This is a genomic window from Tichowtungia aerotolerans, from assembly GCF_009905215.1.
Taxonomy (GTDB): Bacteria; Verrucomicrobiota; Kiritimatiellia; order Kiritimatiellales; family Tichowtungiaceae; genus Tichowtungia; species Tichowtungia aerotolerans.
In genome coordinates, this window is sequence record NZ_CP047593.1 from 3,839,763 (window position 1) to 3,864,858 (window position 25,096).

The 25,096-nt window shown below is 52.1% G+C and carries 14 protein-coding genes; all 14 read right to left on the bottom strand.

All coding sequences use genetic code 11. The features are described 5' to 3' along the window. Positions 1 to 20 precede the first annotated feature (20 nt). Positions 21 to 2,018 (bottom strand): ATP-dependent DNA helicase, encoded by a 1,998-nt coding sequence (locus tag GT409_RS15670; protein WP_160629990.1) that lies wholly within the window; start codon positions 2,016 to 2,018, stop codon positions 21 to 23. Positions 2,019 to 2,167: 149 nt separating this feature from the next. After that, positions 2,168 to 2,878 (bottom strand): sulfite exporter TauE/SafE family protein, encoded by a 711-nt coding sequence (locus GT409_RS15675; RefSeq protein WP_160629991.1) that lies wholly within the window; start codon positions 2,876 to 2,878, stop codon positions 2,168 to 2,170. A gap of 11 nt (positions 2,879 to 2,889) precedes the next feature. After that, on the bottom strand, positions 2,890 to 4,353 hold the full coding sequence (gene lysS / locus GT409_RS15680) for a lysine--tRNA ligase (protein WP_160629992.1): 1,464 nt from the start codon (positions 4,351 to 4,353) through the stop codon (positions 2,890 to 2,892). A gap of 137 nt (positions 4,354 to 4,490) precedes the next feature. Beyond that, complete coding sequence (locus GT409_RS15685) at positions 4,491 to 5,105, bottom strand: SagB/ThcOx family dehydrogenase (RefSeq protein ID WP_160629993.1); 615 nt, start codon at positions 5,103 to 5,105, stop codon at positions 4,491 to 4,493. 16 nt (positions 5,106 to 5,121) lie between these two features. Continuing rightward, positions 5,122 to 6,324: a tyrosine--tRNA ligase gene (gene tyrS / locus GT409_RS15690; protein WP_160629994.1), complete on the bottom strand. Its 1,203-nt coding sequence runs from the start codon at positions 6,322 to 6,324 to the stop codon at positions 5,122 to 5,124. 53 nt (positions 6,325 to 6,377) lie between these two features. After that, positions 6,378 to 7,424 (bottom strand): DUF481 domain-containing protein, encoded by a 1,047-nt coding sequence (locus GT409_RS15695; protein ID WP_160629995.1) that lies wholly within the window; start codon positions 7,422 to 7,424, stop codon positions 6,378 to 6,380. A gap of 117 nt (positions 7,425 to 7,541) precedes the next feature. Continuing rightward, on the bottom strand, positions 7,542 to 9,236 hold the full coding sequence (locus tag GT409_RS15700; protein ID WP_160630145.1) for a 30S ribosomal protein S1: 1,695 nt from the start codon (positions 9,234 to 9,236) through the stop codon (positions 7,542 to 7,544). A 456-nt stretch (positions 9,237 to 9,692) separates the two neighbouring features. After that, positions 9,693 to 11,735, bottom strand: coding sequence for an elongation factor G (gene fusA, locus GT409_RS15705; protein WP_160629996.1), 2,043 nt, complete (start codon positions 11,733 to 11,735; stop codon positions 9,693 to 9,695). 217 nt (positions 11,736 to 11,952) lie between these two features. Continuing rightward, positions 11,953 to 20,352 (bottom strand): S8 family serine peptidase, encoded by an 8,400-nt coding sequence (locus GT409_RS15710; RefSeq protein WP_160629997.1) that lies wholly within the window; start codon positions 20,350 to 20,352, stop codon positions 11,953 to 11,955. 53 nt (positions 20,353 to 20,405) lie between these two features. Beyond that, complete coding sequence (locus GT409_RS15715; protein ID WP_160629998.1) at positions 20,406 to 22,379, bottom strand: type II secretion system protein GspD; 1,974 nt, start codon at positions 22,377 to 22,379, stop codon at positions 20,406 to 20,408. Then, positions 22,376 to 22,825, bottom strand: a complete 450-nt coding sequence (locus GT409_RS15720) for a hypothetical protein (protein WP_160629999.1) — start codon at positions 22,823 to 22,825, stop codon at positions 22,376 to 22,378. Before GT409_RS15720 ends, GT409_RS15715 begins: the two co-directional genes overlap by 4 nt. Before the next feature lie 62 nt (positions 22,826 to 22,887). Beyond that, positions 22,888 to 23,478 carry a hypothetical protein gene (locus GT409_RS15725; protein ID WP_160630000.1) on the bottom strand — a complete coding sequence of 197 codons (591 nt, stop codon included), beginning with the start codon at positions 23,476 to 23,478 and terminating at the stop codon, positions 22,888 to 22,890. Continuing rightward, positions 23,475 to 24,068, bottom strand: a complete 594-nt coding sequence (locus GT409_RS15730) for a hypothetical protein (protein ID WP_160630001.1) — start codon at positions 24,066 to 24,068, stop codon at positions 23,475 to 23,477. The genes GT409_RS15725 and GT409_RS15730 overlap by 4 nt, the downstream gene beginning before the upstream one ends. Next, the gene (gene pilM / locus GT409_RS15735; protein ID WP_160630002.1) at positions 24,065 to 25,084 is read right to left on the bottom strand and encodes a pilus assembly protein PilM; all 1,020 of its coding nucleotides are present in this window, start codon (positions 25,082 to 25,084) and stop codon (positions 24,065 to 24,067) included. The genes GT409_RS15730 and pilM overlap by 4 nt, the downstream gene beginning before the upstream one ends. Positions 25,085 to 25,096 lie beyond the last annotated feature (12 nt).

A 25,096-nucleotide genomic window follows, 5' to 3' on the forward strand; every position in this document is an offset into this window, starting at 1 on the left:
CGCATATATAAGCATATCATTCACCATTCGTCCAGCGGTTCCGACTCAATGAAGCAATCCGGCAGTGCTTTCATAAAAAGACGGCCATACCACTTCGTGGTGATCCGCGGATCGAGAATGATGACCCGCCCTTCGTCGCTGGACGTGCGGATCAGTCGTCCGATGCCCTGCCGGAATTTGATGACGGCCGAGGGCAGCGAATAATCCTTAAACGGATCGCCGCCGGAGGCTTTGATCTGTTCCAGCCTCGCTTCAATCAGCGGCTGATCCGGCACAGCAAAAGGCAAACGAACGATAATCACATTGCTGAGTGCATCCCCCCGCACATCCACACCCATCCAGAAACGATCCACCCCGAAAAGCACGGCGGATCCGTGCGACTGGAATTTGCGGATCATCATATTCGGTGGAAGACCGGTTCCCTGCACCAAAAGATCGTAGCCGTCCATTTCCAATGTTTCGCGCACGGCGTCGGCCACGCGGCGCATGAGCGATGTGTTGGTAAAAAGCACAAACGCTTTACCGCCGTTCTGCGCAATAAGCTGCGGAAGAACCTGAATCACCGCCTGCTCAAACGCAGGGTTCATGGATGGATCGGGCATTCCCTGTGGAATGACAACCCGCATCTGCTCGCTGTAGTTGAACGGGGAACCGACTTTCAGCTCATCGCAATGGTCAGCACCAATGCGTCCGCGAAACCATTCAAGGCTGTCGCCGACCGCCAGCGTGGCCGAGGTCATGACGACACTGGGAACTTCTTCGAAAAGCAGATCGCGCAACAGAGAAGAAATATCGACCGGAGCAGAATACAGAACCGTTTGACTGCGAACCCGGCCTTCCAGTCCCGCCCAGTACACGTGCCGTTTTTCGCTTTGCTTCAGATAACAGTTCAGAGCTTCTGCAAAAAACTTTCCTTTCATGCGAACGGATTTGAATTCCGCCTTGAGGTTTTCGTCTTCCATATCGCGCAGAACACGGTTGAGATGAAGCTCCATCTCGCTCAAAAGTTCAGGAAGTCGGGTTTCTACATCCGGCGGTTCCCGCAGACGAACTGTACTGCGACCCGCAGCCAGTTTATAGCGCGTGCGCATGGTTTTGAAAAAACGACCCGATTCCTCCCACAGGCGGTTAGTGATATCCGCGCCCTGCCCGTCGCGCAACACGGCAAACAGCCCTTTGCGGTTATCGCTGGTAAACAGTCGCCGTAACCAGTGCTCGACAGCATAGCGGGAAATACGCAGCCCCATGTGCGATGCGGCCACGTCCTCCATCTGATGCGCCTCGTCGAAGACCACCATTCCATAATCCGGCAAAAACGCTCCGCCCTCAGCTCGAACAGCCAATTCAGAGAAAAACAGGTGATGGTTCACAATCAGCAGATTGGCTTCGTGCAGTCCTTCACGGGCCTTCATCAGGAAACAGCGTTTGTAATCAGGACACTTTTTTCCGAGGCAGTTGCCCTGCTCAACACTAACCGCGCTCCAGACATCAGCAGACGGCTGGGGATCCAATTCCTGGCGGCTGCCCTCTTCGGCAGTATCCGCCCATGCACGAATGCGATCAACCTCGAACTCCTTCGATGGGTCGAACAGGTCACCACTCATCGAACGGGCGCGCGCCAGTCGACGCAGACAGAGATAGTTAGAGCGTCCTTTGACCAGCCGCGCCTTAAAATCGATCCCGAGTGCTTTTCTGAGAAAGGGAATGTCTTTTTCCATCAGCTGTTCCTGCAGCGTGATGGTGTAGGTGGCGACCACTGCCCGTTCATTGCGAGACAATGCGGTCAGCATCAGAGGCACGAGATAGGCAAAACTCTTACCGACCCCGGTTCCTGCTTCGACCGCCAAATGGCAGGAATTGGCGACAGCTTCGGCCACGGCCCGAGCCATCTGCTGCTGCTGGGGACGAACTTCAAACGGGAAATCGCTGTTCTCGTGAGCCAACTCCAGCGCGCCGCCTGGCGCGAAAAAACGGTCGGAAGCCAGCACAGTTTCAGGATGTTCCAGAGGTCGAATCATAGGAACCAGAGCCTACCGGAAACCAACCCGCGAATGAACGCCAATCGACGCAAATTTTCGAGAGATACCACATGAAGAGATATATGCGCCTGTGGTTTCCCGCACACTGAAAACCCGGTCATAAACCCGCTATTTCATCACTCCAAGGCCTACAGGCCAAGGAACTGGATGGCAAGGCCGGAAAGGCAGATCGTTCCGCCAGCCAAAGCATGAGTCCAGCGCTCCAGCTTATTGAACCGCGCAAAACTGACGCCCCATGAGGCAGCCATAACCACCGTCATCATCGTTCCGATCGTCACCGCACTGAATACAACAGCGACCAGAATGGTTCCAGAAAGACTGTGTTTGGCGGCGGGATACATCAGAATCGGGATGAGCGGCTCGCAGGGGCCGAGCACAAAAATGGTGAAGAGAATCCACGGAGTAATACCGGCCTTAGCGACCGGCTCATGAGAATGGGTGTGTTCACCGTGATGATCATGTGAATGGACCGGCACACCTGCTCCATCCAGATGCAAGTGGGTGTGCGGACGATTTTTGATTCCGCGATGAATCCCCCATCCTGCGTAAGCAAAACCGAACCCGATCAGCGCCCATGCCGCGAGGCTTCCGCGAAAAGCTTCAAAGGCCTCAAGCTTCATCACCGCCACACCGAAAGCAATTCCGATCAGCCCCAGCACCACGGAACTCAGCACATGCCCCAACCCGCACAAGAAGGTGATCCATACCGTTTTCGCCGTGCTCCAGTTTCGAGCACGGTTCATCACGATAAACGGGAGATAGTGATCCGGACCAAACAGCGTATGCAGAAAGCCGATAGACGCTGCGGTCCCGCACAGAATAGCGATTTCAGAGTTCATGAAACACTTATTTACCCTTCTGCTTCGCCAGCGTCAATCTCCGCTTTCTTGCGCGGTTTCAGCTGCGGGAACAAAATCACATCACGGATTGCATCGGAACCGCTCAACAGCATCATCAATCGGTCAATTCCGATCCCCATCCCTCCAGTCGGCGGCATGCCGGTTTCGAGCGCGCTGAGGAAGTCCTGATCGATCTTCGACTGGTCGCCACCGGCCTGCGCTTCAAAACGGCGGCGCTGTTCAAAGGCATCATTGAGCTCGCTATAGGCCGGCGCGATTTCCTTACCGCCGATAATCAGCTCAAAAACATCAACCAGAGACGGATCGTCATCACACGGATTCGCCAGCGGAACGAGTTCTGCAGGCAGGCGAGTAATAAAAGTCGGCTGAATCAACGTGCCCTCAATCGTTTTGTCATAGATTTCATGCGTGATTTTTTCGAAGTCAAAATCAGCCTCGATGGCAACATCAAGCTCGGCGGCTTTAGCGCGAGCGTCTTCGACGGTTTTCTCAAACCAGTCATCCCCAAGATTCTGTTTGATCAGATCGTGATAGGTAATTTCGTTCCAAGGTGTGGAAAGGTCGATCTTATTGCCCATCCACTCGACCTCAAGACCTCCGAAAATCGTTTCGGCCAAATGAGTCACCAGGCTCTGAACCAACTCCTGCATCGTACGCATATCGCCATACGCCTCATAGGTTTCAAGAACCGTAAATTCCGGGTTATGCGTACGGTCGAGTCCTTCGTTGCGGAAGTTGCGGTTCAGCTCAAACACCTTATCCATACCGCCGACAATCAGGCGTTTCAGATACAGTTCAGGAGCAATCCGAAAGTACATTTCCGTACTGAGCGCCTGATAATGCGTCTTGAACGGATTGGCGGCTGCGCCGCCGGCAATCGCCTGAATCATCGGCGTTTCGACTTCAAAGTAGCCGCGGCCTTCGAGGAAACGGCGGATTTCGCTCAGCAAACGGGTGCGCTTTTTGAAGAGATCCAGAACCTCGTCGTTGGAAATCAGATCCAGCTCGCGCTGACGGTAGCGGGTTTCCACATCCTGCAATCCGTGGAATTTTTCCGGCGGCGGCAAAAGCGATTTGCAAAGAAGCGTCCATTCGCTGACGCGAACCGTCTGCTCTTCGGTGCGAGTAATAAAGGTTTCTCCGGAAACCCCGATAATATCCCCAAGATCGAGCAGTTTGAACGCCGCAAAGTTTTCCTCACCTAGAATATCCTTCTTCACCATCAGCTGGAATTTTGCCGAGCCGTCGGAAATGTGGGCGAACGCCATTTTCCCCATTTTACGGATTGCAACAATACGTCCGCAGGCCCTCACCTGTTTTCCCTCTTCAAAATCTGCATGCAGCTTTTCAAGCGTAGCGGTGCGATTAAAGGCTTTGCCATACGCCGGGAATCCCGCGTCGGCCAGTTTCTTCATATTTTCAATGCGCTGTTGGCGATATTCATTGTCCTGCATAGAATTTCTCCTGAATCAAAACCGGGCATACTACCCGTGAACACTGCCCGGTGCAAGACGAGGCAGCTCTTTTTCCAATGTCTGGAAAAAATAACTGGAGCCGTTATGCTGTGGTTTCCAAGGTTTGGAAAAGCAGCCTATTTCGGCGGAAACCCAACGGGCTGGGTCAAAATCACGTGCTGGGACGGCGTGAGTTTCATGGCCTTGTGAAGATCCTCTTTCTCGACCCAGCCGAGAACCACAGTGTTCAGTCCTTCAGACGCACAGAAAAGATACACATTCTGGCTGATAAATCCCGTATCGGTCGCCGAATAGAATTCTTTTTCACCGCGCAGACGATCATAATCGGCCACATAAATGAGATTGACCGGAGCTTTCTGCGTAAAGGGCTGAACCCCGGTTTTTTCGCGAATGTCTGCCGTCATTTTCTGAATCAGCCGATTCGCTGCTGCATCATACAGATAAAGGCCGGTCGGCAATGCCACGTACAGATCGATTTCCTGACTGTTGCGGGCGCTGGGTGCCGTACGTTTACCTCCGTCACGGTTAATTCCGCAGGCGGCCCACAGCAAATCGGACAAAAGCTGGTTATCCAAAAATTGATCTGAAAAAGCGCGGGCGCTTTGGCGGGCGGCTAATGCCTCCCGCAACGGCATCCCTCCGGTTTTGCGGGGCGCCGGCAATTGCAGGTCGCCGCCAAAGACCGACAGAGACAGGAATGCACAAATAACAAAGGTCGTCCGTTTTCTCATGAGATCAGCTCCTGCATCAGACAGTAATCCGGGCAAACTTGCGTTTGCCAACTTTAAGAATCATGCCGTCTTCCGGGGTAATGGCCGCCTGGACGTCGGTGATCTGCTCGTCATTAATACGAACTCCGCCCTGCTGAATCAAACGACGAGCCTCGCCGTTCGATGGGGCAAATTTTGCAGTCACCACCAGATTAATCAGACCGATTTCTTCGGCAGGCAGGCTCACTTCCGGCATATCGTCGGGCAGTTCCTTCTGAGCAAAAATGCGGGCAAATTCCTCGGAGGCCTTCGCGCCTTCGCCTTCGCCGACAAAACGATCAACCACACAGCGGCCGAGTTCATCCTTCACCGCGCGCGGATGCAGTTCGCCGGAGGCGACTTTGGCCTGCATGGCTTCGATCTCTTCCGGCTTGCGACAGAGAATGTAGAGGAAGTATTTCCACATCAGCTCGTCGCTGACGCTCATAAGCTTGCCGAACATTTCCTTGCTGGACTCATCAATGCCGACATAGTTACCGAGGCTTTTGCTCATTTTCTGTACACCGTCGAGTCCTTCGATGAGCGGCAGAGTCATTACGCACTGCGGGTGCTGGCCGTAGACCTTCTGCAGCTCACGACCGAGCAGCAGGTTAAAGAGCTGGTCGGTTCCTCCCAGCTCCACATCGGCTTCAACCATCACAGAGTCATAGGCCTGCACGAGCGGATACAGGAATTCAACGAGTGAAATGGGCTGATTGGCGCCATACCGCTTGGAAAAGTCGTCACGCGCCAGCAGCTGGGCGACGGTGACATGCGCGGAAAGACGAATCACATCTTCGAACTTCATTTCGCCGAGCCACTCAGAATTGAAGCGGACTTCCGTTTTTGCCGGATCGAGGATTTTGAAGACCTGATTTTTATAGCTTTCGGCGTTAGCTGCCACCTGTTCGCGCGACAGCGCCGGGCGGGTTGCCGATTTGCCGGACGGGTCACCAATCATTCCGGTGAAGTCACCGATGATAAAAACAACCGTATGACCCGCATCCTGAAATTCGCGCAACTTGTTGAGACCGACGACATGGCCGAGATGAATGTCCGGCGCGGACGGGTCGGCACCATACTTGATGCGCAGACCGCGCCCTTCTTTCGCAGCAATTTCGAGTTTCTTCTTCAGTTCGTCAGCGGAAAAAAGGTCCACATGACGGGCGGTCAGGAATTCAAGTTGTTCGTCAATTGTCATAATGCGCCGGATCAAACCAAAAAAAGGCGCAAGCGGCAAGTACCGGCAGTTGTTTATTCCCAGTCCACCACCAGACTTCCGTAATAGGTGGTGTCGGTTTTCTTGCGTCCACCCTCCGGCTGGCTGTTGTAATCGTTTTTAAGTCCGACGCGAAGCTTCCAGATTCTGGAATCACCCAGCGGCAAATCAATCCAGCTGTTCTGCGTCAGCAGATAATTTGCAAAATCCTCGACAGACGGAACCCATGCCAGCTCATTGTTCATCTCAAAACGGTTGGTCCAGCGATAAAAATGCTGCACACCGAAATCGAGGCCGATGCTGTCAGAGTTTTCTGTACCGTCTTCGTACGTTTCATACCGATAACTCAAACCGGTATTTCCACTCAGCTTATAATGATCTTCGTCCGCGAACCGATAGCTCAAACCACCGGCTGTAACAGAACGCAGTTTGATGTTTTCAAAGACATCGTTTTCCAGTTCCTGACGAATGTACCAACCCCACGGATCATTGAAGTATGAGGTGTAACGCATGCCGACTTTGCGCTCATCAACAGTTTTATCGCCGTCGGTCTCCTTGCGGTCATAAGATCCATAAAACTTGAGCTGGTCGTTTTTACTCGCCAGCGTTGCGGACACATTCACACCCATATTCTTTTCATCCGTGTTGCCGGATTTTCCAGAAATATTGCCTGCCGCCTGATAGTTCCATTTTCTCTTCATGGCGGCGACGACCTTCTCACGAGCGACAATCTCAGGATCCCGATCAGCCTCCCGCCATCCCTGCCGAACCGATGTCAGCGGAGCAGCAAGAACCCCGTCAACTCCTGAAATCTTCACAGCCCCCTCTGATGCCGCCGCAACGGTTCCCGGCATCACTGCGCCGCTGGACAGACGCACAAACATCGGATCATCACTCGAAAATCCAATCACCTGGGCACGGTCAACCGTAAGCTTTCCGGCGAACCCGGTTTCGATTTCAATCGCGCTTTCCGAAATCGCTGCAATTTCCCCCTTCAGCACAGTTCCATCCTGAACCAGGACTTCATCGGCGAAAAGGACCGTGGAGAACGACCAGCAGGCAATCAGCAAAGTTTTTTTCATAATATTCCTTCTTTCTTTCTTTCGGGAGAAACTACCGTGAGAAGAACCGGGGATCAATCAAAAGAAAAGGCGTTCTGAACTGAATCAGAACGCCTTTTCGATCCGGAACAGGACGGATTACTCAGCCTTGTCGCCCGGATGCCACTCTTCGCCGCCGAGATTCAGGTCGTCGAAGGCGGAGGAAAGGTCGACGAGCTCTTCGCCCGGCTTCAGGCCGGTCAGAAGATCATCGCTGATCTCAAAGTCCTCATCCGCGATGGCAGCAGCCTTGATGCTCAGGCCGATGCGGTGTTCAACCGGATCAATCTTCACAATACGGGCTTCAACCTCATCACCAATGTTGAGAACGTCTTTGACCTTTTCAACACGCTCGTTGCTGATCTGGCTGATGTGCACCAGGCCGTCGATTCCGTCTTCGAGTTCAACAAACGCACCGAAGTTGGTGAGCTTGGTGACTTTACCATTGATCTTCTGGCCTTCTTTGTAGGTGTCTGTAATGCGTGCCCACGGATCTTCCTGAGCCTGCTTGAGACCGAGGGAGATGCGCTGGTTGGATGCATCGATTTCCAGAACGATGGTGTCGACTTCGTCACCCTTCTTGAGGACTTCAGACGGATGGTTGATCTTGCGGGTCCAGCTCATGTCGGACACGTGAATCATTCCGTCTACGCCGTCTTCGATTTCCACGAAAGCACCGTAAGAGGTGAAGTTGCGGACTTTTCCGTGTACGAGCGAACCGATCGGGTATTTGAGTGCGGCCATTTCCCACGGATTTTCTTCGGTCTGACGCATACCGAGCGAGATTTTCTTTTCGTCGGTGTTGATGCTCAGAACAACCGCAGCCACTTCGTCGCCGACTTTCAGTACGTCGGAAGCACGCTGAATGCGTTTGGTCCAGGAGATTTCGGACACGTGAACCAGACCTTCAACGCCCTCTTCGATCTGAACGAAGGCACCGTACGGAGCCAGGCTGACCACTTTACCCTGAATGCGGGCACCGATCGGGTATTTCGCGTCGATGTCTTCCCACGGATTGGACAGGGTCTGCTTGAGACCAAGCGAAATGCGTTCTTTCTCGAGGTCGATGTCGAGAATCATCACTTCAAGTTCGTCGCCGACTTTGACCATTTCGGACGGATGGTTGATGCGGCCCCAGCTCATGTCAGTGACATGCAGCAGACCGTCGATGCCGTCGAGATCAACAAATGCACCGAAGTCGGTGATATTTTTGACGGTACCTTTGCGAACCTGACCGGTTTTGATTTCGCCCAGCAGTTTCAGTTTCTGCTCACGGCGGGACTCTTCAATGATTTCGCGGCGTGATACAACGATGTTTTTGCGCTCTTTATTGATTTTCAGAATTTTGACTTCGAGCGTCTGGCCAATGTAGTCGTCAACATTGCGGACCGGAACGACATCCACCTGGGAACCCGGCAGGAACGCGTCCGCGCCGATATCCACGATGAATCCGCCCTTGATGGCGCGAGTGATGGTTCCTTCAACGATGCTGCCTTCTTCGCATTCGTTAACGATGTGATCCCATTTGCGCTGCTGTTCAGCACGTTTTTTGCTCAGGATGACCATGCCGTGTTTGTCTTCAAGGCATTCGAGCAGAACTTCGACTTCAGAGCCGACAGCCAGCTCATCGATATTGTCGAATTCGTTACCATCAACGATTCCTTCAGATTTATAGCCGATGTCGATGAGGACTTCGCCGTCATGGATTCGCAGAACTTTTCCTGGCACGATTGAGCCGGTGGTGAAGTCCTTGAGGGTGTTGTTGTACATTGCGTCGACAGCTGCGGGATCCATGCCGATGGTCAAGCTGTCGGTGTTAGTTGTTTCTTCCATAATTTATGGTTTTCCATATATTCCGGTGACTTGAGCCGCCGACCTCAGTGCCTGCGCCCCGTCCCGGGGTTATTTCTCCTCTGTACGAAACGCTCACGGCCACCCGGCCGGTTTTTTCGCAATTTCGTACTTCCAAAAGAGTCGAAATAGTAGTGATTCGGCCAGCAAAGACAAGGCTCAAATTCCTATAATTCCATTGGCAAACTGACTCAAAATAACGCACCCGAACAGCATATCTGCCGCCGACGTCGGATAATCGGAAAAATGGAACAAGCAGCGCGCTCGCACAGTCGGGAGCCCCGGGGCTCCCGACTGCTTACCATACAGATCAACGGATCCGAAACCGCCCTGCTATGCTGTATTAATTTTCAAGCCAATACGCAGGGCGTCCGTGTTCCGGGATTTGAAACGTTCAGCTCAGTGCGCCTCTTCCTTCTCTTTCTGTGCCGCGGAAATAACTTTCTGGGCAATATTGGACGCCACCTGTTCATAACGGGAGAATGCCATTTCGAAGGATCCCTGCCCGCTGGTGATCGATCGAAGTTCTGAGCAGAATTTGAACATTTCGACCTGCGGCACATCGGCTTCAATCACCTGCAATCCGTCTTCCTGACCCATGCCGAGAATCCGCCCGCGTTTGGTATTCAGAATGCCGTTGATGTCGCCCATGAATTCATCAGGCACCATTACTTTGACGCTCATGATCGGTTCAAGCAGAACCGGACGGGCATTCTCAATGGCTTCGTGCAAAGCACGTGATCCGGCGATTTTGAAGGCAACCTCGGAAGAGTCCACATCGTGGTAGGAACCGTCATAGAGTTCGACCACCACATTACTGACTTCTGCTCCGACCAACGGCCCCTTGGACATTCCTTCCGCGAACCCTTTCTGGCAGGCAGGAATAAAGTTTCCGGGAATGGCGCCACCAACAATCGCATTCACGAACCCTTCTTCGTCCGCAGAGTTTTTGGGACGAATACGCACATAGCACTCACCGTACTGACCGCGCCCCCCCGACTGCTTTTTGTGCTTATAGTGCCCTTCTCCTGAAACGGTTATGGTTTCCTTGTAGGCTACTTTCGGTGTGTGATGGTCAATATCGACTTTGCTGCGATGTTTGATGTGCTCCAGGGTTACGTCGAGATGCATGTCGCCCATTCCCCACAAAATGGTTTCGTGGGTTTCGGTATTGCGCTCCACACGAATGGACGGATCTTCTTCGGCAGCGCGCTGAAGAGCCATGCCGATTTTATCTTCGTCTCCCTTGGTTTTCGGTTCCACCGCATACGCGGCAACCGGATTCGGGAATTCAATCGGTTTGAAAACAGTGTCGTCGCCGACAGCGCAAAGCGTGTCGTTCAGAAATGTGTTCTTCAGCTTGGGAATGGCAACCACATCCCCGGCTTTGGCTTCCTGGCAATCCGTCTGTTTTTTACCATTTACGAACAGAATACTGCCGATGCGTTCTTTCTCGCCTTTCGTGGCATTAAACACTTCGGTGTTCGGCCTGAGCGTGCCGCGATAGACGCGAACAAAGCTGAGCTGTCCGACAAAAGGGTCGTTAACCGAGCGACGGACGATACCGGCAAACGGCTCACTTTCGCCGGTGGCCACTTCATGCCCATCGGCACATTTGATCGGATAGTCTTCCGGAGACGGGAACAGGCGGCTGATCGAATCCATCGTTTCTTTCACCCCCACGTGTGATTTTGCCGAACAGGCAAAAACAGGAATCAGATGGGCTTCGTGCACGGACTTGCGCAGGCCATCTGAGAACTCGTCAGCCGTCAGCTCTTCGCCTTCAAAATATTTTTCCATCAGCGCATCATCGGTTTCTGCCGCGAGCTCAATCAGATGGTCGCGAATCGCCTTCACCGTCGCGGCGAGATCCTCGGGGACCTGATCCGTCGGCGTATTGAGCAGGTCGATTTCGGCCTTGCCGTCGGTGGTCGGCAGAACCACCGGCACGCAGCGGCTGTCGCCCCACAGGGCTTTAATGGCAGCCAGCGCCTTATCGAAATCAGCATCATCTTTGTCCAGTCCGTTGATGACAATTCCGCGCGGCAGGTTCCGCTGTTCACAGACCTTCCATGCGCGGTTGGTTCCCACCTGAATACCGGAAACCGCGTCGACCACCATCAGTGCCGCATCACTGGTTTCAGCGGCGCAAATGAGCTGGCCGATAAAATCCGCATAGCCGGGAGTATCGGTAATGACAAAGCGGCGCTGTTTGCCACTGGCAGCGGTGTACACGCCGTCAAACGGCTTGGCGAAAATGGAAATCTGGTGTTCCTGTTCTTCGGGAGTCCAATCGGCCATACTGGTTTTATCGTCAACGGACCCGATGCGGTCATTGGCACCAAGGATATTGAGCATCACGTCCAGCAACGAGGTCTTTCCGCTCCCTGTATGCCCCATTAACGCAAAATTACGCACACCTGCAATCGGAATCCCCTTCATTGTTGCTCTCCTTGGTTTGTTAACTTTCTCCAAAAACAGCGCCTACGCACAGCGTATGGCGCACAGGAAGCTCTAAGATACACAGTCGGCAAGTGCGCGACAATGAATTTTCCAAACATTGGAAGATAGAAATTCTGCAACCGCATCTTTTCCACCCCTGGAAACGCGAAGGGCAGACTTTTCAGTCTGCCCTTCTTTTCTTCCAATGACTGGAAGCCTAAGGAATGCGGACTAAAACACGGTAGAAACGGGCGCCATCGGGGCGGGTATCGCTGCAGATCATATCGCTGCCGTCGCCAGCCACATCAGTCCAGCCTTCAAGGTCTGTCCATACTCCACCAACCAGGCTGTCTGTAACCTGCACGGTGTAATAACAGCCAACCTGCGAGTTCCACGCGATGAGCGACGTGTCGCCTGCCTGGCTTTGATCATGCGAGATGCGAAAATAGTCGCCCGTGTCATAGCGGTCAGTTCCGAGAGCAATCTCTTCTCCGTCCGCAAATCCATCGCCGTCGGTATCGGCCAGTGGATCAGGAGCGGCTTCGGCCTGTACGACTTCGGCCCCCAAAGCAATGTAATCCATTACTGCACCTAAGTGATCGAACTCATAACTGCCGAGATCGACCCGGTTGCCACCGGCAAAGTCGGCGGCACGGGGACGTTCATTTTTCGCCAGATCAACAACAGGGGCCAGATAGTAGGTTCCCTCATTGATACACGGCGAACCGGACTGCAACGTATAGTCCGCGTTAAAGAGCGGATCGGCATCAAAGGAAAATACCGCGTTAGCATGACCGAACTCAATATCGCTGTACCAAATATTGATGACCTCATCATCAACATAAATATTCGGAGCCACGCTGTTGGTCATCAATCGTGATGCTCCACTGATGGTCGCATTCGATGATGTGTTGCCCCAGAAGATCATATTCCGGAAGAATGGACGGCCAGCCGAACTGAGCCCCCCGCCGCGAGTATTGGCATGGTTGTCGGCCACGGTGCAGTTGACACCAATTGGCGCACAGCCATTCTCGACATAGATACCGCCTCCCAGGCCGAACGCCGGTTCCCAGGCGTTTTCTTCATAATCCGGATCTTCCGCCCAGGTCCGGTTGCCGGCAATCAGGCAGTTGATCAGCTCAGGAGCACTTTGATTTAGGATCAAAACTCCGCCGCCGTTTTCGTCCAATGACGTGATATCTGCCGCTTCGGAATTTGACAACGGGAACAGTACTGGCCCAAAAACAGGCAGATCGCCAATATTAAAATAGTTCGGTGCTTCGTTATTGACGATCACACACTGCCGGATTGAAGCATCACTGCCGGAGAGCGTAATCCCTCCTAAACAGTTAGAGATTGTGGTCCAAGTTATCTCCGCCAGATTATCATCCTGGATGTAAACTCCGCGGCCTTCGTGGTTGTAGACTTTGGATCCCTGAAGCAACACGCCGCTGCTTTGGCTTGCGTACAAACCATACTCCGAATCCGCGAGCGTACAGTCAATGATGTCCGGACCGCCGCCGCAAATCGAAATCGCTGCGAGACCGCAATTCTTGATGATGCAGTCACGGATCACAGGGCTCGCGTTGCTTATCTCGATTCCCTCTTCCGGTGCCAAAGGCGCCAAATCGTCTGAGGCATCAATGGTAAAACCCTGGACAACCGTATGGAGGTTTTCGTTGTTGATGAACACAAAACCGGAGCCGTAGGCGTGTGTGCGGATCTCGGTCACAGCCGCACCGTTCCACGAACGAATGGTAATTTCCTTTCCGCGCGGAGTAATATCGTAGTTCCCTAATCCTTCATAGAGCCCGTCAGCAACCAGAATGGTCATACCATTCACCGTATTGGAGCTGTCGATCGCCTCCTGAATTGCATCAAACGGATAGGTGATAGAACCGTTTTCATTGGTATTGCTCCGCTCAGGATCGCCCGGATACCCGTCGTTGGCTTCAATGTCGTCGTCGTCATCGTCGTCCACAAAGACCGGATCCACTGGATTCACCGGCTGACTGCCAAACAAATTAACCTCATCACCGTCCGTCAAGCCGTCTCCATCCGTGTCCTGCACAGTCGGATCAGTCCCGTTCAGATACTCTTCCAGATTGTTCAGGCCATCGCCGTCCGTGTCAACGGCCGGGTCGGCACCGGTCGCCGAACCAAAGTGGGCGAGTTCCCAAATATCCGACATCCCGTCGCCATCCGTATCAACATAATCGGGATCATGCACCTGAGGGTCTGTGCCCTTGCGGTATTCAAGAAGGTTGGACGCCTGATCTGAATCCGGATCACCGGTTGCATCATCCACCGTCGGATCCAGTTCGTTGTTGACCTCCCATCCGTCGGGCATCCCATCAAAATCGGAATCGGAGTTATGGGGATCTGTCCCACTGTCAAATTCGGTATAGTTGCTAAGGCCATCGCCATCGAGATCCGCCGCAGCATCATTAAGAAGCGGATTAAGATCGTTGTTTATCTCCCAGTTGTCCGGCATTCCATCCGTATCGGTATCAGAACGTCTGGGATTGGTTCCTCTTCTGTATTCATCCAGATTGGTCAGACCATCCGAATCCGGATCCTCAGCGGCATTTCCAATAGTAGGATCGAATTCATACAACACTTCCCAACCGTCCGAAAGCTGGTCGCTATCGGTATCGAAATTATGAGGGTCGGTATCGTTCTGATATTCCTGAAGGTTCGTCAACCCATCACCGTCCCAATCCTCTCCGCCGTCAGCGGCCAAGTTCGGGTCGAGACCATTTTCAAGTTCCCACTTGTTAGGTATGCCATCACCGTCAAGATCGGGATCGAGCGGATCGGTACCGTTGGCCACTTCCTGTCCGTCAGAGACTCCGTCGTTATCAGTGTCCGGATCCTGAGGGTCGGTACCGCGGTTGTATTCCTCGAGATTCGTAAGGCCGTCATCATCGGCATCCGCATCGGCATCATTCACCAACGGATTGAAGCCTTTATCCAGCTCCCAACCATCGTCCATGCCGTCACCGTCCGTGTCCGGATCCAAAGGATCGGTACCGTTCTGGTACTCTTCTGTATTGGTCAGGCCATCGGGTGCCAAATCCCCGTCTTCGTTTTTATCTTCATCCCCGTCCGCGTTATATTGCGCCGGATTTAATCCGTATTTAACCTCCCAGCCGTCCGGCATGCCGTCGCCATCGCTGTCAGGGTTGTTCGGATTGATTCCCTGCGAGATTTCATCACCATCTAAAATTCCGTCATCATCAGAGTCTGCATCAAGCGGATCGGTACCATCGGTGATTTCTACTCCATCCAACAGCCCATCGTCATCCGAATCGTCATCCCATGGATCTGTTCCATTAAGATACTCCTGCAGGTTGGTCAACCCGTCTGTATCACTGTCAACGGCCCCATCGGCAGGATCTGTATATACAAATCCATTATCCAGCTCCCAGCCATCCGGCATGCCATCCTCATCACTATCCACAAATTCATAGCAACCCATATCAATAGGCAGAAGCCCCAGCGATCGAGAATTTCCATCCAGATCGTTTTCCGGAATAACATTTGTGCCCCAGACAAAGCTGGTATCCGGAACGCCCCGACTATATGCCGCCGATGGGATGGCTGATAAATGATAATCTCCGGAACCCACAAACAACGGATCCCCTGTTCGAATGCCTTCACCACTGTACCCAAACTGGATATTACTGAAGTCAACGGCAATACTGCCGGTACGACAGTGAATATTCGGATAATGATAGCGATTGGTGCGCACATTATCTTCGATCAGCGCATCATTGGCTGTGTTGTCCCAGAAAATCATGTTCAGCAACTGCGGATACCCGCTGGAACTGATTCCACCACCACGTGTGTTGGAGTGGTTATCCGCAACGGTACAGTTCACTCCGGTCGGATAACATTCTGTACCGATATAGACTCCACCGCCCAACCCATATGCCTGAACCAGTTCGTTGTCTTCATTGTATTGCGGACTCGGATCATCCGCCCAGGTTATATTCCCGACAATCAAACAGTTGCGAATTAATGGCGATGCGCCGCGCAGCAGCAATAACCCTGCTCCGTTTTCATCCTCATCAACAGTATCAGTCAAGCCTTCTGCTGTGTAATCCACCAACCGTATTGCCACCCAATCACCGCTTTCATCGGTGTAATAGGTTGGCGCATGATTTTCTTTGACAATACAGTTCTCAAAGAGAGATACGCTGTTATCGAACGTAACGCCGCCCAGATTGTGAATAAAGGTGGATCCAGACACGCGCGCATCCGGGTCGTCAATCACGACCAGACCACGACCGAGACAGTTGGATACGACCGTATCCTGCACAACCATTCCGGAACTGTAATAGACCTGAATCCCCACACCGGCATCACCAGCCCGACCGATTCCTATGGTATAAATGTTATTGCTGATAATAGCAGGTGTGGAATCAACCGCCTGAATTCCCCATTTAGTCATGGTTATTTCGCAGTTTTCGATGACTGGAGCCGCACCGCCGGAGCAGGAAACAGCCGACAATTCACATTCATAGATGAAACAATCCTGAAGAACAGGCGCAGCATTGCTGACCACAATACCATCCACCTGATCACAATCGCCATCACTGGAACTGCACAGCGTTGTCGTTAATGAAAACCCTTTAATGACAGTATTGGTTGTCTCTTCAGAATTAATCAGGAAAACGGGGCCGCGGCCATCACTGCTGATAACTGTTCCATCCCGGTCATTCCATGAACGAATCGTAATAGCTTTACCCTGCGGGTTAATATTATAATTTCCATTCCCCTGATAATCTGTACCCGGCATCACTAGAACGGTCAGGCCGTTTGAAGCGGCATTAATCCCTTCCTGAATGGCATCAAAAGGATGAGCATAGGAACCATCTTCCGCAGGGTCAGAAATATATGTAGTACCTGGCCATGGATCATTGGGGCCATCATCATCCACGAAAATCGGGTCGCGAGCATTGGTTGGGTCGGTATTCAGAGCAATTTCATCTGCATCCAAAAGGCCGTCATGATCGCGGTCCGTCGTTGCCGGATCCTCAGGCACGAGCGGGTTCCAGCCATTCTCGACCTCCCAGCCATCCGGCACACCGTCGTTGTCTGTATCTGCGTCCAAAGGATCGGTGATGTATCCATACGTCCCATTGACTTCTTCACCATCGGTCAGACCATCATTATCACTGTCGGCATCCAAAGGATCGGTTCCCAATGTGTACTCTTCAAAATTGGTCAGCCCATCGCCATCCGCATCCAGACCACTGTCGTCCACAAGCGGATCCAACCCGTTTTCAAGCTCCCAACCATCCGGCATGCCATCACCATCACTGTCAGATGAAGCCGGATCGGTTCCGCCTGCATACTCGTCTTCATTCAGAACACCATCTCCATCCGGATCACCGGCGCGGTCATCCAGCAGAGGATTTAGTCCGTACCGGACCTCCCAGCCATCCGGCATGCCATCGTCATCACTATCAGAAGCCAGCGGATCTGTTCCGTAATCGAGCTCCCCATCCACAAAGCCGTCTGCATCCGCATCGGTTCCAGCGGCATATGCATTAGTGGAAACAAATCCATCACTGCCATCCACCAACCCATCGCCATCCGTATCCGGAGTTCGCGGATCTGTGTTATAAATCTGAACCTCATCGAGTCCATCAATCAAACCATCACCATCCTGGTCATTGAGGGTTGGATTCAAACCGGCAAGATATTCTCCCCAGTTATTGATGCCATCACCGTCCGGGTCAGAAAACGGACCGTTTGTAATCGAGCCGCCGAAATATTCCTCTTCCCAGCTATCCAACATCCCGTCGGAATCAACATCATAGGAAACCCCGAAAATCTGCAGCCCGCTGGTTCCGTCGGCCAGGTAGATATAATCCCCACGGGCAAAAACCGCATTCCCGCCGCCATAGGTTGGATACTGGACAAAATGGACAGGATTCTGCAGATCTGTGATATCCAGCACTTCAAGCCCACTGTCTCCTTCCGCAATGTAGAGGAAGTTGCCCGCCACATAGATATCACGCGGAATGGCTTCAGTAGCGATTGCCTGCCTGCCGTCCAGTCGGTTCAAATTCATGTCAAAGATCCCGACTTCCTTGCTGCGCGAAGCGACAAACAAACGGGATCCATCTCCGCACACCGCATACAGACTGGGAGACGTGGACGACCCCAGCAGAGCTGATGTTCGATATTGTGGATCGGTTGGGTCTGAAATATCAATGGCTGTAACCGTATCATTGCCCGTTACAAGATAGGCTGATGACCCAGAAACGTAGACATCAAACACATACTCTCCGCCCATACTTTTGCGTCCGGCAAGAACCGGTGACGAAGGGTTACTGATATCTACAACCTCCAACCCGCCAACATAATATCCACCATTACCATCAGCAATATACGCATAATTTCCCTGCACAACAACACGCACGGCTTTTCCCGGAGTATTATAAGAAGCCAGTTTTGTTGGAATCAAAGGATTCGATACATCAACCACCACCAAACCGTTTGTACCATCTGCAATACAGGCAATTCCATTGGTTGTAACGGCAACTCCGCTGGCAAATCCATCGGTATTCAACGATGCAATACCAAATCTCTCACCAACAGCCCCCAAAGAACCGGCCCGGAACGGATTTTCCGGATTGGATATATCAATAATGGTCAAACCAGCGTCGCCGTCAGCGATGTATGCATAATCACCCACCACAACGACGTCCATTGCTTCGTCACCGGTGCTGATCCCCACTCGATCAACAGAGTCCAGCAATCCGGTTGTGCTGAGCGGACTAAATCCATACTCCACCTCCCAACCGTCAAACAGACTGTCTCCATCCGTATCGGCATTCGTTGGATCGGTTCCGTTCAGGTATTCATCAAAATTGATCAAATGGTCATTATCAATATCACCCGCAGAATCCACCACATTGGTATCAAGCGGCGGAGAATAAATCAGCTCCCAGCTATCCGGCATCCCGTCTCCATCGGAGTCCAACACTGCGGACATTGCCTTAAACACATTCAACCGGCCGCCAGAAACCATTTTCCCGTCCAACACGGCCAGTTTATCCGTACTGTTCAGCAAAGCAGTCTTCACGTCCATATAGTTCATGGACGGACTTGCACTCCAAAGCAGAGCTGCCGCACCAACCACATGCGGAGTGGCCATAGACGTTCCGTCATATGCATCATATCCATTTTCAGGTACCGTACTGACAATTCCAACCCCCGGAGCTCCGAGGTCTACGGATGTCGCGCCATAATGAGAGAAAGATGCCAGTACATCATTTTCATCTGTGGCCGCAACCGCAATGATATTGGAAGCACTATAACTGGCCGGATAAAACGGATGACTGTCGTTGTCGTTGTTGTAATTTCCTGCCGCCGCCACAAAAAGGACCTCATCGGCATTGATCGATTCAATCGCATCTTCCAGCACAGCACTGGCTCCATACCCTCCCCAGCTGTTATTCTGGATACGAGCGCCCAGGGAAGCGGCATACAAAACCCCGTTTACGATTTCTGTGTCAGATGCTCCGTAACTATCAGCGCCGAGGATCTTGATTCCAACCATTGAAATATCCCAGCAGACCCCGGCAACGCCTCGGTTATTATTCCCGACACCGCCAATGGTACCGGCACAATGCGTTCCGTGACTGTGGTCATCTGTCGGATCATTATCGTTATTGTAAAAGTCCCATCCCTGCCAGTCGTCAACATATCCGTTGTTATCATCGTCGACGCCGTTACTCTGCTTAAGGCCGCCGTTTCCATCGGGTCCGTATTCTCCGGAATTAACCCACATGTTATCGGCCAAATCCTCATGTTCTCTATCAATTCCTGTATCGATCACAGCGACCAGAACTGAATCATTCCCGGTTTGAGTATCCCACGCTGAAGGAGCCTCAATGGCATCCATGCCCCAAAGCTGCGACCATCCGGGATCGCCGGGTTCCACCGTTGAAAAATAAACGTGATTAGGCTGAGTGCGCGAGATGACGCCGGGCTCACGTGCAAACAATGCAAGAGCATCATCAACCGCAAAGATTTCAGCAGAATCCAGCTGGAGCACATAATGATCCGGCAGCGCCAGCTTCTGTGCAATGGACGCGCCGTGCCGGGCAGCCAGCTCGACCAAATCCTTTTCCACGGCATCGTCTGCCAGCTTCACAACAATCTGATCAGCAACCATCACCACTTGAGAATCAACCACGTATTCTCCGGCAGATTTCCGGCTGATCGTTTCTTTATAGAGCTGTCGTGGATATTTTCCGCCGGCACGCACTAAGCGACGACGCTGAAAGCCCTGACCGGAAAGAGCCCTGACACTTTCGTCGAGAATATCATCTTTTTCCAAGGTTCGGAACGGACACTCTGCCTCCGCAATTTGCTGCTGACGATCAGCCCGAGCTGTTGCGAAAGAAGATTGAGAAACCTGAGTCTGCGTTGCTTCCTGTTCTGAGCCAAAACGATCCTGTTCCAGCACGCTTTGGCTAACAGGCGACATCCGGTTTCCAGAACCCGGTTCAGAGTGAACACGCCCCCGCAGCGCGGTGATTGCAGCCAGAAAAACAAGTCCGGCAACTGAGAACAGGATAATCGACCGTTTCATAATACTTACCATTCAAATGTTGAGGTAAAAATAAGCAGGAAAAGCACCCGTCTTTATTCATTCAGGCTTTCAACCCGCTTCTCCTCCGCTTCCCGCAATTTCGTCAGACGCTCCTGAAGACGGTCAGACTCGACTGCCTGTAGAATCTTCAGCTCTTCCTGTTTGATTGCACGTTCTGTGGAAGCCTCGGCCCGGTGACGCATCGCCAAGGAAGAATCCTCAGGAAGACCGGTTTCAAATGCCAGAGAATGAGGGTTGGCCATTCCAACGGTTACGAAAATAATGGTTTCAACCTGCTGGCTGTTTTTGCTGGAATAGGAAAAAAGGCGCCCAATATAGGGAAGATCTCCCAACAGAGGCACCTTGCGGTCTACATCAGATTTTGTAGCTTCTGTGAGTCCGCCAATAGCGGCAGTCTGGCCATCTTCAAGGCCAAAAACAGTTTCAATGGTTTTGGTGCTTTTTCCCCAGAATGCTGTTCCGTCCGGGGCCAAAGTAGGATCTGAGTCCAATCGATCCAATGTCGGCTGAATTCGCACGGTGATGTTGTCTTCGGTATTGATGGTTGGAGTCACCTCAACCCGTACCCCGTCTTCAAAGTATGGCTCGGTTTCATCCAGCGAATAAACCGTTGTCGACTGAGAATCACCGGCCGTCTGGATCACCCCTTTAATATTCGGTTTTTTGGCTCCGATATGAATCGATGCGGTTTCCTCGTTAGCGACAATAATTTTTGGATTTGAGACCACGCGAGCTCCGGACATTTCTTTCAGAGCTGAGAGAACCACGTTAAAATCATCAGCATTGAGTGTGGCCGCCAGAGTTTTACCAACCACACTGGAATCGATTGATTCAGTGGTTGGAATCAAACCGAACAAACGATGCAAGCTGGAATCATTTCCCGGGCGCGCATAATAGGTTGTCCCGTCATACAGCGAATACTGTCCAGGATTATTTGGATCTTCCAGCCAAAGCGCATTGTCCGGGGCTTCTTCAAGCTTTTCAAAGGGCCGACCAGCAATATCTTTAAAATAGTTCTCATTATCAGCACGACTCTCATCGTACGCATAGTTTCCGCTAATCCCACCAGCACCGACACTGTATCCGCCCAACACGTTCCAGTCGATTCCGAGCTGTTCGGAAGCGCTGTCGCTAAGCTCCAAAAATTTGGCTTCAATAAAGACCTGCTCGCGCGGCAGATCAACTGCCTGCACAATCTGTTCAAGATCATTAATCATTTTGGCCGTTCCCTGTGCCACAATACTGTTGCGAGCCGGATAGGTGGAAATCTGCCCACCATCCTTTTTCACCAGGAGATCAACCATCGCCACAACTTCATTCACCGTAGCGTAGTTCAGCTTGAAAACCTTGATTTCCATCGGTTCCGGGGCATCAGCCGAACGTTCCCGAATGCTGTACACTTCGCTTCCGGGAATTTTTTCGACCAGTTCCAACCCATGTGTATCCAAAATCGCTTTTAACGCCGGTTTCCATTCCACGTTGTCAAGATTCACATCAACCCGTTTGGGGTTCTCTTCATCCAGCATATCAGGAACAATGATATTGGCGTTGGAAAGCCGGCTAAACAAACGCACAACATCCTGAAGCTCAACATCTTTCAAACTAAGAGAAATCAGACCGCCACTGATTTCCGCGCCGGCAGTCATATCATCCATGATTCCAATCTCGACGGTCTCTACGGGCGGCTCTTCTGCATCCTCTTCCACGACAACTGCCGTTTCCGGCTCAATGTCTGTTACCGGCTCAGGTTCTATGGCCGGATCTGCCGCTGCTTCAGATTCAGTCACCAAATTTGTATCGATGGCTAAAGCAGCTTCTGAAACAGAAAGTTCTTCGCTGACACTCTCAGGAACCGGATCAGGCAAAGCAGGCTCGTTCCGGTTAACAGGCTTTGGTATTTCGATGGATTCCGTGTCCGGCGCAACGGGAACCTTGACCGCGTCTTGAGCAAACAGTATGGCAGCACATGCGCCACTAAGAGTGAGGGCTGTTAGAACTTTCTTCATCTTTTATCTCCTGGCTGAAATCCGAGGGTCCTGTTGTTGACTTCTAAACGGTCCAGACCAATGGTTCCGTTTGAATTCACTTTTCTAAGCTTCCATGAATAAGTCCGATTGTTATGGATCATTTCAATCACATCGCCCTCTTCCTTGATCTGTCCGTTGATGATCGCGGCGGCTTTATTCCCCATACGGCTGGTTGCCGTAACCTGGATCAGAGATTCGGGAACAGTCCAATCGGAATCGACCGGCGCGGCTGATGATGCGGAGAAGTCTCCTCCCTTGCCGGATTTCCAATCTTCCGGAAAATAACCGACAGGCCAAAACGGATCGCGCAACGGCTCCAAAGTAAATTCCAGGTTCTGGTCCTGCTGACCATCAGCATGTGCACCCCCGGCCAACAGACCCAGCAGAAGCATTGCAATCAGTTTTGTTCTATCCCTGTAATCCATTTGTTAATTTCCTGTCCTTCAAAATCATCTCAACCAGAAGCAATTCCTGTACCGGAATCAGATCAGATACTCCCCCGCTCAATCTGAAGAGAAGAGGGCCACTGCAGCACGATTCTTACCTGATGCTGTTCAGGACTGTCCGGCAGCATACTGATGTCTACGTCTTTCACGCGTACCAAAGGATTTCCCTGCTCAATACGCCATAAAAATTCAACCAGCTGATTATAATTACACTGGGTTGACAACCTGATCTCATAATTATGGTCTTCCGCCTTCTTGTCGGCATCGCTCACGTAATTGATTTCTTCAAGGCTGTCGAGTTCCACGCCGGCTTTTACAGATCGGAGGGAAATGTATTCATAGGCCCATGCATAACGGTCCGACACGGTCGGCGTGTGCACACTCAGGTCATCCAGTTTCTGGACCGTTTCCTGCAGAGTTTCCGTTACAATTTCCGCACGGGCAATCACCATTCGAGCGTCATCAATTTTCCCCTGCAAGGCTTCCAGCTCCTCTTTTGGAGACTGCCCGCCGGCATTAGAAACACTGCGACCGCTGATGAAGTGGATCAAAATAAAAACCTGAGCAATCGCCAGAATTACCGTAACAACAACCATCTGCTGCTGTTTTTTTGTCAGAGCCGACCAATTCATTTTACTTTATCCTCCTGCGCCCGGCGTCCTTCCATAGCGAAGGTCCATACATCTCCCGCTTCACGTTCAGATGAGATTAATCGGACATCGCCGCAGAACCCGGTAATATCCCGGTTGCTGTTGAGTTTGCGTCTGGCCTCCACGGCCACCAGCTCCCCTAAAGCCCGGCCACTCAGGCGCAATATGTAATATGAGGGCTGGTCGTCCGTTTCGTCTTCCAGAATACCGGCACGCAAAGACCGGAGCTGTATCATATCCGGAATTTCACCCTGGGTTTCCCGAAGAATTTTATACATTGCTGCACTGCCGCCTTTGGCCCAGACATCGAGACGCTCGATGGTTTTGCGATTTGTTTCAGCGGCAGCACCGTTTGCCCGGATCACAGCAGCCAAAGGACTAACTCGATCCCATTCCCGACGAGCCCGTTTCAGGTTTGCATTCTGAGTCGCCTTGGAAATCCCGGCGAGAGAAAGAACCAGTACGGTGGTTCCAACCAGTACACCCACGGATCCCAGCACCATCACTTTCATGCTGACGATGCCCTGATAGCGCCGCTCCGTCTTTTTCAAAAGATCAACCTGCAGGCTCATACGACCTCCAATCCGGCCAGCGCTGCTCCCACCGCTGCCGCGAAACGAGATTCCTGACCTTTAAAGCTTGCGGGGAACACATCATCGACGCCGTCCAGTTTATCAAAAGGGCTCCACACTACCGGCACGAGGCCGGTCACCTCCTGGACCGCATTCTGCCAATGAACCGAACTGGCTTCTCCGCCCGAAAGATACACTCCGGACAACGTCGTTTTTGTCTGCCGTTCTACAAATTCGCGATAAATCGAAAGCTGTTTAACAAAAGGTGCGAGTGCCGTCCGAACCGGAGCGGTCACATCCACAGAGCCGTCAGCCAGAATGCTGCCGGCCATCTCGGCATCCACACCCAGAGCCATTTGAACCTGTTTACGAAGATTTCCCCCTCCTGCCTCAAATCGGTTTACAAGCTGGAGCTGGTTTTTATGCAAAAAGGCTGCATAAGTATAATTCATGCCGATTTCCAGCAGACAGACCGTCTGTCCGGCAGTCTGCTTGCCGCGATTGAACAGAAACGCGGAAAACGAGGCCAACCCGGAAAGTTCCATGGAATGGGGAGCGGGAGCTCCATTGGCAAACAATTCCAAATAACGGTGCACGGAGATTTCTGGAAATGCCACGCCAAGAATACTACTCTCGCGCTTGCCGCGGCCTTCTGCCAAAATCCGGCCGGCCACTCGGTATTCGTCCGAAACACTCAGGTTGTCACGAATGACATCCTGCAGATTTTCGTTGTCCTGAAACGCGTGGCCAAAGACCCGAAGGCGGGCATCCTGAGAGCCCGTACAAATCGCCATATAATATGCGGCAAGGCTTTTCGGAAGTTCCGGACGTTCCCCGGCTTCTAAATTCACAGCGGGTAGAATATCCGCACCGGACAGCAGAACCCGGTCTTTGACTTTTTTAAGACGAACGGCTTTGACGCCGCTGCTGGCAAAATCGAGAGCAAGCAAACTGGAAAGCCGCCTCTGTTTTTGCTCCGTATTTTTCTGAGATGATTTCTTTTTTTTCAGGTCCATTGTCTTCGTACT

What these genes read in the sequence shown, in the direction of transcription:
- tyrS (WP_160629994.1), bottom strand. Translation starts at nt 6,324, where the DNA reads ATGACAATTGACGAACAACTTGAATTCCTGACCGCCCGTCATGTGGAC.
- GT409_RS15715 (WP_160629998.1), bottom strand. Translation starts at nt 22,379, where the DNA reads ATGAAGAAAGTTCTAACAGCCCTCACTCTTAGTGGCGCATGTGCTGCC.
- GT409_RS15700 (WP_160630145.1), bottom strand. Translation starts at nt 9,236, where the DNA reads ATGGATCCCGCAGCTGTCGACGCAATGTACAACAACACCCTCAAGGAC.
- fusA (WP_160629996.1), bottom strand. Translation starts at nt 11,735, where the DNA reads ATGAAGGGGATTCCGATTGCAGGTGTGCGTAATTTTGCGTTAATGGGG.
- GT409_RS15725 (WP_160630000.1), bottom strand. Translation starts at nt 23,478, where the DNA reads ATGAATTGGTCGGCTCTGACAAAAAAACAGCAGCAGATGGTTGTTGTT.
- GT409_RS15695 (WP_160629995.1), bottom strand. Translation starts at nt 7,424, where the DNA reads ATGAAAAAAACTTTGCTGATTGCCTGCTGGTCGTTCTCCACGGTCCTT.
- GT409_RS15685 (WP_160629993.1), bottom strand. Translation starts at nt 5,105, where the DNA reads ATGAGAAAACGGACGACCTTTGTTATTTGTGCATTCCTGTCTCTGTCG.
- GT409_RS15670 (WP_160629990.1), bottom strand. Translation starts at nt 2,018, where the DNA reads ATGATTCGACCTCTGGAACATCCTGAAACTGTGCTGGCTTCCGACCGT.
- pilM (WP_160630002.1), bottom strand. Translation starts at nt 25,084, where the DNA reads ATGGACCTGAAAAAAAAGAAATCATCTCAGAAAAATACGGAGCAAAAA.
- GT409_RS15675 (WP_160629991.1), bottom strand. Translation starts at nt 2,878, where the DNA reads ATGAACTCTGAAATCGCTATTCTGTGCGGGACCGCAGCGTCTATCGGC.
- GT409_RS15710 (WP_160629997.1), bottom strand. Translation starts at nt 20,352, where the DNA reads ATGAAACGGTCGATTATCCTGTTCTCAGTTGCCGGACTTGTTTTTCTG.
- GT409_RS15730 (WP_160630001.1), bottom strand. Translation starts at nt 24,068, where the DNA reads ATGAGCCTGCAGGTTGATCTTTTGAAAAAGACGGAGCGGCGCTATCAG.
- lysS (WP_160629992.1), bottom strand. Translation starts at nt 4,353, where the DNA reads ATGCAGGACAATGAATATCGCCAACAGCGCATTGAAAATATGAAGAAA.
- GT409_RS15720 (WP_160629999.1), bottom strand. Translation starts at nt 22,825, where the DNA reads ATGGATTACAGGGATAGAACAAAACTGATTGCAATGCTTCTGCTGGGT.